Source organism: Spirosoma liriopis (assembly GCF_023196085.1).
GTDB lineage: Bacteria > Bacteroidota > Bacteroidia > Cytophagales > Spirosomataceae > Spirosoma > Spirosoma oryzicola.
In genome coordinates, this window is record NZ_JALPRF010000002.1 from 900,989 (window position 1) to 913,854 (window position 12,866).

7 protein-coding genes are annotated in these 12,866 nt (G+C 52.4%); 6 read left to right on the plus strand and 1 reads right to left on the minus strand.

The genetic code is table 11. From position 1 onward, the window contains the following. Window positions 1-41 precede the first annotated feature (41 nt). The 6 genes from M0L20_RS12670 to M0L20_RS12695 all read left to right on the plus strand — a co-directional run bounded on the left by M0L20_RS12670 (window position 42) and on the right by M0L20_RS12695 (window position 12,263). Window positions 42-2,486 carry an ABC transporter permease gene (locus M0L20_RS12670; protein ID WP_248477307.1) on the plus strand — a complete coding sequence of 815 codons (2,445 nt, stop codon included), beginning with the start codon at window positions 42-44 and terminating at the stop codon, window positions 2,484-2,486. Between the two features lie 91 nt (window positions 2,487-2,577). Continuing rightward, entirely contained in the window at window positions 2,578-4,983 is a 2,406-nt protein-coding gene (locus M0L20_RS12675; RefSeq protein ID WP_248477308.1) for an ABC transporter permease, read from the plus strand. A gap of 168 nt (window positions 4,984-5,151) precedes the next feature. After that, window positions 5,152-7,536: an ABC transporter permease gene (locus M0L20_RS12680; protein ID WP_248477309.1), complete on the plus strand. Its 2,385-nt coding sequence runs from the start codon at window positions 5,152-5,154 to the stop codon at window positions 7,534-7,536. A gap of 84 nt (window positions 7,537-7,620) precedes the next feature. Next, entirely contained in the window at window positions 7,621-9,975 is a 2,355-nt protein-coding gene (locus M0L20_RS12685) for an ABC transporter permease (RefSeq protein WP_248477310.1), read from the plus strand. A 27-nt stretch (window positions 9,976-10,002) separates the two neighbouring features. Next, the gene (locus M0L20_RS12690; protein ID WP_248477311.1) at window positions 10,003-11,082 is read left to right on the plus strand and encodes an OmpA family protein; all 1,080 of its coding nucleotides are present in this window, start codon (window positions 10,003-10,005) and stop codon (window positions 11,080-11,082) included. Window positions 11,083-11,210: 128 nt separating this feature from the next. Beyond that, the gene (locus M0L20_RS12695; protein WP_248477312.1) at window positions 11,211-12,263 is read left to right on the plus strand and encodes a DUF4097 family beta strand repeat-containing protein; all 1,053 of its coding nucleotides are present in this window, start codon (window positions 11,211-11,213) and stop codon (window positions 12,261-12,263) included. A 92-nt stretch (window positions 12,264-12,355) separates the two neighbouring features. On the opposite strand, the gene M0L20_RS12700 is transcribed toward M0L20_RS12695, so the two are convergent. Beyond that, a complete protein-coding gene (locus M0L20_RS12700; protein WP_248477313.1) occupies window positions 12,356-12,799 on the minus strand; it encodes a biopolymer transporter ExbD in 444 nt (147 codons plus the stop codon). Window positions 12,800-12,866 lie beyond the last annotated feature (67 nt).

Here is a 12,866-nt window from a genome sequence, read left to right on the forward strand (position 1 = left end):
CATTCCTGTGCGTGCTTTCTACATCCTAAACTTCTCGCTCTATGTTTTTCAACTACCTAAAAGTCACGCTGCGTAACCTGCGCAAAAATCGCGTCTTCTCGCTGATCAACATTGCCGGACTCGCGCTGGGCATTGCCACGTTTTTGTTTATTCTGGAATACATCGCCTACGAGCGAAGCGTCAATACGTTTCACCAGAATCTGCCCACGCTCTATCGGTTGCTCACCCAGAACCGTGAGGGCGACGTTTGGGTAGATATGTCTCCGCCCGTAGGGCCGCTGGCCAAAGAGTCGTTCCCAGAAGTGCGTAACTTCTGCCGGATTGCGGAACATTCGGCCAATGGGATCGTCAGTGTTGAGGACGGCAAACGTACACCTCAGTCGTTTCGGGAGGGCCGCCTGGCTTACGCGGATGCCAGCTTTTTTACTCTCTTCACGTTTCCACTCGTACGGGGAACGGCTACTACAGCACTCACCCGGCCTAATACGGTTGCGCTGTCGCAGACGCAGGCCCGTACCTATTTTGGCGATAAAAACCCAGTGGGTAGCACGCTGACGCTAAGCAATCAGTTCGGTAAAACACTCTACACGGTTACGGCGGTGTATACCGATATGCCCCACAATTCCGACTTAGCCTTCGATGCGATTTTTTCGTTGCAAACGCTGGCCAATCCGGCCAATCTGGCGGGCAACGACTGGGCGCGGTTAGACAGCTTCTACGGTACATACCTAACCACATTCTTACAACTTCCTGAGCAGCGACCCGGCTCACCGGCAGACTACAAAGCGTTAGAAGCTAAGATCAACAAGCTGGCGAAACAGCGTAATCCTGATGAGCAAAACCGGTATCTGCTGCAACCTGCCGAGACTATTCATCTGGCAGCCTCATTGAGCGATGTGTATCAGACTAGTGGTAGTTTGGGCTTTGTGTATTTGCTCAGCGGTATTGCGGGTCTCATCTTACTGATTGCCTGGTTCAACTACATCAACCTATCAACGGCGGGTGCGCTGAAACGAGCGAAAGAAGTGGGCGTCAGGAAAGTGATTGGAGCCGGACGACAGCAGCTGATTGGGCAGTTTTTAGGTGAATCCCTTTTGTTGAACATCGTTGGGTTTGGTCTGGCGCTGGGATTGGTTTATTCATTACAGGGTGTGTTTAATGATTTCGTGAAGAAAGATCTGTCGGTGAGTGGCCTAAATACGGGCGGTTTCTGGATTGTTGGCCTTTTCCTGCTGATCGTTGGGGCCGTAGCCTCGGGTGGCTATGTGGCGTTTGCGCTTACGTCGTTTCAGCCGGTGCAGACCTTGAAAGGAAATTTACAGAAAGGAAAAGGAGGGTGGTTGCGGAAAACTTTGGTAGTAGCGCAGTTCAGTGCATCCGTAGCCTTGGTTATTGCTACGATGGTGCTGTACCGGCAATTGCAGTATATGCAAAACAAAGACCTCGGCGTACGACTGGCCCAACGGCTGGTGGTCAAAGGTCCGCAGGTTGATCAGAACGGCTCATTTAAAGCCGGAACAGCCGCCCTCGAAGACGAACTGAACCGCTTGCCCTATGTAAAAAGCTTTTGTCAGACAAGCATTGTACCGGGTAACTTCTACAACTTCTCGGTGAATGGGATAACCAAACAAGTTCCTCGGCCCGGTGACGAAAAGAAAGGCTATTCGATGGGGATCGTCGACGACCGGTTCCTGAAAACCTACGAAATCGGACTGGCCGCCGGTCGAAATTTTACGGTGGGAGAGGCCGAGTTGGGTTACGAAAAAAGTGCCAAAGTGATGGTTAATGAAACCGCAGCCCGGCAACTGGGCTTTGCTTCCCCCGAAAAAGCCGTTGGGCAATTGATCAACTGGGGTCAACCGTTTGAAGTGGTAGGTGTGGTCAAAGATTATCACCACCAGGGCTTGCAAAAGGCCATCGAGCCCGCCATTTTCCTGCCTCGCCGGTCAGTAAGCGACCTAACGATACAACTCACCACCGACCGAATGCCCGAAAAAATAGCGCAGCTGGAACGCCTGTACAAAGCCAGCTATCCGGGCAATCCGTTCGATTATTACTTCGTTGACGAACGATTCAATGAACAATACCAAAGTGAGCAGCAATACGGTCAGGTATTTACCGTAGCATCGGCGTTGGCGATTTTTATTGCCTGTCTGGGCCTGTTCGGACTGGCGGCTTTCACGACCGAACAGCGTAAAAAGGAGATTGGGGTGCGCAAAGTGCTCGGCGCATCGGTAGCGAGCATCGTTACACTGCTCTCCAAAGATTTCCTGAAGCTGGTTCTGATTGCCATCGTTATTGCATCGCCCCTGGCGTGGTGGGGTATGAACCAATGGCTCCAGAACTTCGCCTACAAAGTCGAGTTGGAATGGTGGATTTTTGCCCTGGCGGGATTGCTGGCAACCGGAATTGCGGTGTTGACGGTGAGTTTTCAAAGCATCAAAGCCTCAATAATGAACCCCGTGAAGAGCCTGCGGAGTGAGTAAGGAAGAACTGATACATAAACCTTAACGTTTTTTAACAGAGCTGTTTACGTAGGTGTACGTACTTTGGTGCGTAATCTTTCACGTTCGCTCCATGTTCAAAAATTACCTTAAAATTGCCTTTCGTACGCTGGCGCGCAGGCGACTCTACGCGCTGGTTACGCTACTCGGTCTGACGATTGGCATTACGTTTCTGCTACTGATCGCCAATTACATCCAACGTGAACTAACGGTCAACCAATCCCTGCGCAATGCCCATCAGCAGTACATAGTGAAGAGCCGGTGGAAGATAACCGGAATGGGGAATGAGATTGCCACGCTGGCTCCTTTGGGTCCTACGCTAAAGCGACTGTACCCTGATCTGGTGGCCAATTATTACCGCAATTATGGCGTCACGGCCATCGTGTCGAATGGGCAAACCCATTTCCGCGAGTCGGTGCAGGTGGGCGACTCCACATTACTCGCCATGTACGGGTTTCCACTGGCGTATGGCGATCCGCGAACGGCGCTTCGCGATCCTAACTCAATCGTTGTTACGACCGCATTGGCTCAGAAGTATTTCGGGGAAACCAACGTACTTGGGCGGCAGCTGGTCATGCAAACGCCGAGGGCGGGCAAACAGCTTTTTACCGTTACGGGCGTGCTTCAGGAGTTGCCCGCCAACAGCGTTACGCACCTATTCGATCAGGGTGGCCAGGCGTTTATTCCGATGCGTAACTTCGGGTATTTCTCCGACGAAACAGCCTTGACGTTGTGGGACAACTGGGCTCTTGTTTCTTACCTTGAATTAAAGCCCGGTATCACAGAACAACAATTGAATCGGGCGGCAGCACAAACGATAAAAGCCTATGCTCCGCCGGAGGTGCAGAAAAACTTACAGGCTTATGCGAGCCCTTTACGGACCTATCATCTGAAAGCAAACAATGGGCTGATCGAGAAAATGGTATTGACCCTGGCGCTCGTCGCGTTGTTTATCCTGCTGATGGCCGTCGTCAATTTTGTTAACATCACCATTGGCATGTCGGCTTCGCGGGTACGTGAAATCGGTGTTCGCAAGGCGCTGGGCGGACTGAAAAAACAGCTTGTTGGCCAGTTCCTGACCGAAGTGCTGCTGTTGACCGCTGGCGCTACGATGCTATCGTTGGTCTGCCATGAGTTGTTTCGACCGCTGTTTGCCAGTTTGCTTGATAAGCCCCTTCTCTCGCTGATCGACTGGTCGCCGGTTGCCTGGCTGGTTCTACTGGGAGCAATCGCTTTCGTTACCCTGCTGGCGGGCAGTTACCCCGCATTCGTCTTGTCGGCATTGCCCTCGGTCGAGTCGCTGAAAGGTCGGCTTACCCGTTCCTTACGGGGTGGCGTTGGCCTGCGTCGGACCCTGATCGTTTTTCAATTTTCCGTTGCGGTATGCGTGGCCGTGGGTGCTTTGATCATTGGGCGGCAGGTTACGTTTTTCTTTACCAAAGAGCTGGGTTATCAGAAAGAGCAGGTCATGACCGTAGCATCCGTACCGCGCGACTGGTCGCCGGAGGGGGTTCGCCGGATGGAGAACGCCAGAAACCAACTGGCTCGTATTGCGGGCGTTGCGGACGTAAGTTTCTCGTTTGAAATTCCTGACGGAGCGAGCAACGGTAGCGTCAGCGTGTTTCCGCAGGGGGGCGACAGTACACAGGCCGTAACCGCTACGGCGCTTGCAACCGACGAGCAATTCGCGCAAACCTACGGGCTGCAACTCAAAGCGGGACAGTTTTTTACCGGCGGTAGCCGCGACTCGCTGAGCGTTGTTCTGAACGAGTCAGGAGCGAAGGCGCTGGGCTGGCTTAACCCAGTGAAGGCGGTAGGACAGTTTGTTCGGTTCCGGGGCGAAGCGTTTCAGGTGGCTGGCGTGCTGAGCGATTTTCATTTCGGTTCGCTACACGATGCTATCCGGCCACTGGTTATCACCTCCGTTCGGAAAGACCCGATCTATCGCTATTTCTCGTTTAAACTCGCTACTCACCAGTTGCCCGAAACCGTGGCCGCTGTTGAACAAGCGTGGTCGCAGCTCTTCCCTGATTCGCCTTTTGAATATGCGTTTATGGACGATACGCTTCAAAAGCTGTACAGGACCGAACTGCAACTGAAAAAAGCGTCCTCGCTGGCAACCGTACTGGCACTCGTCATTGTGCTCCTGGGCGTATGGGGCCTGGTGTCGCTCAACGTTACCCGGCGGACCAAAGAGATCGGTATTCGGAAAACGCTGGGCGCATCAACGCTGGGTATTGTCAACCTGTTCGTTGGTGAGTTTGTATTGATTCTGCTGATTGCCAATGTCATTGCCTGGCCGCTGGCGTATTACTTCCTGGGCGGATGGTTAGCTGAGTTTGCCTACCGCATCGAACTGTCGTGGTTGCCGTTTGCGGGCGTGGCGGGTGCGCTGGTTTTTCTGACGGGCCTGGTAATCAGTACCCAGGCGATCCGGGCCGCGCTGGTGAATCCGGTCAAAAGTCTGCGCAGCGAATAGACCCGGCCTTTGGTATTCTCTTATTGTCCGCAAGTGGTCAGAAAAAGCGTCCATTTGCGGACAGTAAGAGAATTGCTAGCTTGATATATTGCTGATTAATAGACTTTTATGTTTTTGGTATGCCGTTTGGGACAAAGGTTGTAACGCTATACCTAAACGAAGCGATCTATGCTACGCAACTACCTGAAAATAACTGTCCGGACACTCTGGAAAAACAAATTGTTCAGCGGTCTGAACGTCGTCGGTTTAGGAATTGGTATGGCGGCCGTATGGCTGATGGTGCTGTACGTGGTCGATGAACTGAGCTACGACCGGTTTCATGCGAAAGCCGATCGAATCGTGCGGGTGGTGCAGCACGCGCAGTGGTCGGGTGGGAATCTCAATCTGGCCGTGACTTCGGCCCCGTATGCACCGGCCCTGCAAGCCGATTACCCGGACGTTGAGAAAACCGTTCGGTTCCATCCCGAAGGCGGGGGGACGATTACGTTCAAGGACAAGAAAATGGACGTACCCAACATCTTCTTCACCGACCCGACGGTGTTCGACGTATTTACGTTTCCGTTTCTGTACGGCGATCCGGCTACGTCACTAAGCAAACCGCAAAGCATTGTTCTGACTAAAAGCGTCGCCGAGAGTCTGTTTGGCGATGCGGGAAAAGCCGTTGGAAACGTGGTTGAATTCAGCAATCATTTTCCCAATACGGTAACGGGGGTTGTCGAGGATGTACCGGCTAACTCGCATTTGCAGTTCAGGGCGTTACGGTCCCTTCCCGATAAATACACGAGTGGCTGGCAAAACTTTGAGTTGTACACGTATCTGCTGCTTCGCGAGGGTAGCGATTATCGGACGCTGGAAGCTAAACTGCCCGGTTTTTTCCAGAAATACATCCGGAAAGAAATGGGTGAGGTCGATTATCGGATGGAGCTTCAACCGCTTACGTCTATTCACCTGCACTCGCATCTGAATTACGAAACCAGTCCAAACGGCAACGTGGCTACCGTGTCGATATTCAGCGTTGTGGCGGGGCTGATTCTGGTGATTGCCTGCATCAATTACGTGAACCTGTACACCGCCCGCTCCCTCAAACGAACCCGGGAGGTGGGTGTTCGGAAGGCCGTTGGTTCGCACCGGCTGCAACTGATCGGCCAGTTTCTAACGGAGTCGATGCTGATGGCCTGGCTGGCGGGGCTGGTGAGCATTGGGCTGATAACGACGGCTCTGCCTTATTTCAATCAGTTGGCCGATAAGAAGTTATCCGTCGGTGGAGTGAGTGACTTACTGGTAGCGGCTACCCTGTTTTCCGTATTGATTGGGGCGTTGAGCGGTTTGTATCCGGCCCTGGTGTTGTCGAACTTTCGACCGGTAGCCGCACTGAAAGGGTTGGTCAGTAATCAGTTGGGAGGCATTACGCTTAAGCAGTCGCTGGTGGTGTTTCAGTTCGTCGCAACCATTGCGCTTATTGCCTGCTCGGGTGTGGTGTATCGACAGATGAACTTTGTGCAGCATAAAGGTCTCGGATTCAACAAAGAGCAGGTGCTTACCTTCCACATTGACAACGAAGCGGTTCGTCAGCGGGTCGATGCGCTGAAAGAGCGGTTGGTGCAGAATCCCCTTATCGAAAGTGCCTCGGCAGCCAGCAACCCGATTGGCAACAACAATATTGGCGGATCTGGGATGTTCATCGAGCAAAATGGCGTGATACCTACCCACACGCAGATTATTCAGCGGTTTGCGGTGGATGAGGACTACCTGAAAACGCTGCAAATAAAGCTGTTGCAAGGACGCACCTTTGCCGGATCATCCAAAAGTGAGCAGGAGAAAAGTGTGCTGATCAACGAAACGCTGACGAAAGAAATGGGCTGGAACGATCCAATCGGCAAGCGGATCGTCTATTATACGGATGCCGCCAATCACACGGCCGAAGCCCGCGTAGTTGGTGTAGTGGCCGATTTTCACACGTATTCGCTTCAGCACAAGATTGAGCCACTGGTTTTACAACTACCTCAACCTGCGGATAAAGACAACCTGTACGTCCGAATCCAACCCGCCAAAACCGCCGAAGCGCTGGCGTACATCCGGTCTGTTTACCGAACATTCGATCCAGCCGCTACCCTTGATTTTCACTTTCTCGATGACAACTTCTCGCAGCAATACAAAGCGGAACAAAAGCAGGGGCAAGTCTTGCTGACGTTTACGATGCTGGCGGTTTTGATTGCCTGCATGGGCTTGTTTGGTCTGGCTGCATTCGCTGCCGAGCAGCGGACCAAAGAAATCGGGGTGCGCAAAGTGCTGGGCGCGTCGGTGAGTAGCATTGTCCTGTTGCTCTCGCGTGATCTGTTGAAGCTGGTAGTGATCGCTCTAGTCGTGGCTACGCCCATTGCCTGGTACGCCATGAATCGCTGGCTTCAGGATTTTGCCTACAAAGTGGATCTGGAGTGGTGGGTGTTTACCGCAGCGGGACTATTGGCGGTTGGCATCGCGTTGTTGACCGTTAGTTTCCAAAGCGTCCGGGCGGCTCTGACTAATCCGGTGACCTCGTTGCGGTCGGAATAGAGCCGCCCCGTAACCTTAACTTTTTTTAACGGGGCTGTTTTCGTCGGCGTACGTACCTTGATCGACAATCACTCACGAACGGTCATGGTCAAAAATTATCTGCTAATCGCCTTCCGAAATCTTCGGCGGAACAAACTCTACACCGGCATCAACGTAGGTGGGCTGGCCATCGGACTGGCCGCCTGCCTGCTCATGGTGCTGTACGTGAATCACGAATTTTCGTACGATTCTTTCCAGCCAAAAGCGGCCCGAATTGCGCGCGTAACCACGGGGATGAAAACGCCCGAATCGTGGTTTTCGCTCGGTGCTAGTCCGATGTTGCTGGCGGATGTGCTCAACCGGGATTACCCGGAGGTAGAAAAAGCGGTTCGGTTTCGAATGACGGCCGCGACGGTACAAACTGAAAACAAACTGGCCAGTGAAAGCGACGTGTACTACGCCGACAGTACTATTTTCGCGGTGTTTGCCTTTGATTTTTTAGCGGGAAATCCGGCAAAAGCGTTGGTAAATCCCAACAGTGCCGTTGTAAGCGAAACGTTTGCCAACAAATACCTGGGGCGTACCGATGTATTGGGGCAGCCGATCCGGATCAACCGGGAGACCTACCAGATTACGGGGGTCATGGCTGATCTGCCCAGCAATACCGATCTGCCCTTTACGGCGTTGTTGTCCAAAACGTTTCCGCCGACCACGGCCTGGCTAGCCGACGATTTTCCGGCGTATACGTACGTGCTTTTCCGCGACCGGCCTGACGACCTGACCAGCTTCAACAAAAAACTGACGCGCATTGCCCAATCGTACGTTAATCCCGAACTGAAAAAAATGGATGCCGAGGGCTACTTCGTCAATTTCACGGCGGAAATGCTGGAAGATGTTCATTACAGCCAGGGCAAACTGGAGGATACGCCGAAGGGCAACAAGCAATACATCTACCTGTTCGTTTTTCTGGCGGCTTTCGTGCTCGTCGTTGCCTTGCTGAATTACATCAACCTGCTGACGGCGAAAGCCACCGAGCGAGCCAAGGAAGTGGGTATTCGGAAAGCCAACGGCGCTTTGCGCAAGCAACTGATCGCTCAGTTTCTCTTGGAATCGTTTCTGATGAGCGGACTGGCTCTTCTGGGAGCGGGCAGCCTGCTGCTACTGAGCATCCCGTTTTTTAACCAGCTGCTGAGCATCCGGCTGGTTTTCTCCTGGCAGGAACTGGTCATGCTAATCGGTTGTACGTGGTTGCTGATAACGGTATTAGGTGGTTTGTACCCTGCATTTGTGATGGCGGGTTACCGACCGGAGGTGGTGCTGAAAGGAAGGCTGAGTGGCTACGGGAGTGGGTTGTGGGTACGAAAAACAATTATTGTTTTTCAGTTTACGCTGGCCGTGAGCATGATTGCCGGGGTACTGATCGTATACCGCCAAATGACATTCATTCAGCAATACGACGTTGGCTTCAACCGGGAAGAGATTCTCAGTGTCTACCTGCCCGACGATTCGACGGCGCGTAGCAATGCCCTGGCAATGGCCCATAGTCTGGAAGCGCGCAGTGAGATTGGCTTGTTGACACTCGGGACGGGTTTGGCAAACGGACCAATGGCTATGGCGTCAACCAACATTCAGACGCAGGGTAAGAAGCGAGAGTTGATGGTCAATTACCTGTTTATCGATGAGCGTTTTTTACCCCTCCTGAACATACGCTTAAAGGCGGGTCGTAACCTGTCGGCTCGGTCGAAAGCGGATCTGAACGGCGGTTTTCTGGTCAATGAAGCGTTCGTGAAACTGGCCGGCTGGAAAGAAGGGGTGGGTCAGGCCATTGAAGGCTTTGGTCACAAAGGAAACGTAGTCGGCGTGATCAAAAATTTCAACTACCGCTCCCTGCATAACCCGGTCGAACCGCTGGTGCTTATCTACAACACGGCACCGGTAAATAACGTGATGATGCGGATAAAGCCCGCAAACCTGACTATCGTAAAAACAATCTGGCAGCGCCATTACCCGAATTTTCCGTTCGAATACACGTTTCTCGACGACTCGGTTGATGAGCAGTACCGCAAAGATCGGTTGATGATGTCGGTGTTTACCGGGTTTGCCGGACTTACGGTGCTGGTTTCCTGCCTGGGGCTGTTTGGACTGGTGGCCTTCACGACCGAACGGCGCACGAAAGAGATTGGTATTCGGAAAGTACTGGGCGCGTCGATAACGGGTATCGTGTTGCTGCTTTCCCGCGATTTTCTTAAATTGGTTCTGGTTGCCATCGTGATTGCCAGTCCGTTCATTTATTGGTCGGCGAATCGATGGCTACAGGAGTTTGCTTTTAAAATCGAGGTGGAGTGGTGGATGTTGGTAGGGGCCGGGCTGATCGCCGTTGGCATTGCGCTCACGACGATTAGTGTTCAGTCGGTCAAAGCTGCGCTGGTTAATCCAGTGAAAAGTCTGCGAAACGAGTGACGAAAACTAGTCAGCGTAGCTTTATCCATGAAACGTGCTTTTACTTTTTTCGTCATGATGCTTTGGAGCGGACTGGCTAATGCCCAGCCAGGGCTGAAAGGGGAGTACTACAACGGAACCAACTTCGAAAAAAAAGTGGTGACGCGCATCGACCCAACGATTAGTTTTAACTGGCGGAATCGGAACCCCGCGCCGGGTGTCAATACGTCTTACCACTCCGTTCGTTGGACAGGCAAGTTGTTAGCTCCGTACACCGGACGGTACACCTTTTCGGCGAAGGTAGACGATGGCATTCGGCTCTGGGTGGGTAATCAGAAAGTTTTGGACGTGTGGCAGTTGAATGACTCCAAAAGCTTCACCGGTAGCGTTTCTTTACGAGCCGGCCATTATTACGATCTGCGCGTCGATTATTTTAACGATCTGCTGGAAGGCGAAATCTTCCTGGAATGGTCAACGCCCGACCCCAAGAAGCTGTTTCCCGGTCCGTTTGCGTTCGAACCGATTGCGGCTCGGTATTTCTGGCAAAAGGCTCCACCGGTAGCTGCCGCACCCAAGCCGGTCAACACGATTTCAAAAACAGCGCCGGTAAAAGCAGCAGTCGTAGTCAAGGCCAAAGAACCCGTTGTCAAAGCAACGCCTAAGCCTGTCGCGTCGGTCGTGTCAACGCCGGTTCGTACGGCAAAGTCCGTTACCAAGGCAATGGCGGAACCGAACTCTTCCGAATCCTCATTAACACCAACGACGGAGGCTACGTTGACGCTCAGACCCGGCGAAACCGTTGTGCTCCACAATGTTCAGTTTGAGCAGAGTAGCTACGTGTTACTGCCGGAATCGTCGGTAGAGTTAAATAAACTGGTGCTGGCGCTGAAACAGAACCCGCAGTGGCAACTGGAGATCGGTGGTCATACCGACAATGTGGGCGATGCGCGTCTGAACCGGGCACTGTCTGAGAACCGGGCGAAAGTAGTCGCTAATTACCTGATTCGCTCTGGCATTGCTGAAGAGCGAATCGACGCAAAGGGATACGGCAGCGCGCAGCCGATTGCGGATAACACGAACGAAGCGGAGCGCCTGAAAAACCGGCGGGTAACGATTCGGATTCGGTAGCATGACTTTATGCGCTAAGGTTGCGACGGTTCATGCTGTATGACGAAACACGAATCAGAAAATCTTTGGAACCGTGCAACCTTGGCAACGACAACCGCATCTTTAGGCTATAAACCACAACAAACCTTATGAAACGCACCCAGTTTCTACTAACCCTTTTGAGCGCGAGCACCTTTGCGCTGACATCATCAGCCGAAATCAAGAGCAGTAGCCGCATTAACGACGATAAGCCTTATTTGACGAAAAGTTTTTCGGGACGAATCAATGCGGTTCGAGCGGAAACCTCCGGCGGTAGTCTGACGATTGAAGGCGGAACGGACATGAACGCGAAAGTGGAAATGTACGTGCGAGCCAACAACGGAAACGACGATCTTAGTAAATCCGAGATCGAAGACCGACTCCGCGACTACGACATTACGGTTGCTTTAGAAAACAATACCATCGTTGCCACCGCCAAGCGAAAGAATAACGATTGGAAGCGGGGGCTGAGTATTAGTTTCCGGTTTTACACACCCCGCAACGTATCGACCGATCTAAGAACATCGGGCGGTAGCATTCACCTGACAACGCTTTCGGGAACACAACGCTTCCGAACCAGCGGTGGTAGCCTGCATCTGAGTGACATTGAAGGCGACATCAACGGTCAGACATCGGGCGGGTCCATCCACCTCGACCGTTGCCGCAAAGACATCGACCTGCAAACGTCGGGCGGATCTATTGACGCTCGGGAGTCGTCGGGCAAACTGCGGTTGCACACCTCTGGCGGTAGCATTCGACTGGCCGATCTGAAAGGTAGCGTTGATGCGCAGACGAGCGGAGGCAGCGTAAACGGTGATGATATTGAAGGGGAGATCAAAGCCGGAACATCGGGTGGTTCGGTACGGCTTTCGCGCGTGGCGGGTAGTATCGATGCCAGCACAAGCGCCGGTAGCGTTGAGGTAGAAATCGTCAAACTGGGTGAATACGTCCGGCTGAATACGAGTGCGGGTGGTGTTCGGGTACGGATGCCGCTTGACAAAGGAATGGATTTGAACCTGAGCGGCAATCGGGTTAACCTGCCGGAATCGCTGGCAAAGTTTGACGGTACGATTGAAAAAGAACGCGTTCGGGGCCGATTAAACGGTGGCGGTATTGCGGTCAATATTTCGGCCAGCAGCGGCAGCGTTACGGTTAATCGATAGTATAATAGCGTTTACAATGTATCAACGAACACGGCCCGTCCATACGTATAGACGGGCCGTGTCGTTAGTAGTCTGAAAAAGACAGCAGGGAGTTAGTAGGCAATCAAATACGGAAGATTACCAGCTATTTTTAGTTCGTTAAGCACGTAAGCAAAAGTGCCAAGCGTTGATGCTGCCTTAGGCGCTATAACAATTGTCAGCTCTCCCGAAGTTGATGCTGCTTTTCGGTAAGGTAACAGCAATGCTCGCAACTGGGAAGAATGTTTCTTTATCAGGACAGGACTCTTCTGAGTTACAGAAATAGACGGGTAGTGGTACAACTGAATACGTTCACCGTCAAGCAACAGGATCTTCAATGCCGACTTTGAGCGGTCGGGTTCTATTCCTTTTCTACATCCCTGTATATCCCGAACACCCATCACGTTTTGCTGTTCCTGTATTTTTTGCCAGACAAAAAAGGCAATGAGCAGTAGAGCAATGTTCGCAAACGGACTGAAGTCAATACGAATCGAGGTAACTTTGCGACGGGTTTTCATGATAATGACAGACCTATAGTTTATGGATGGTTGAAGGGCGTAGGTTCCATAAAGCCGCATCACTTTT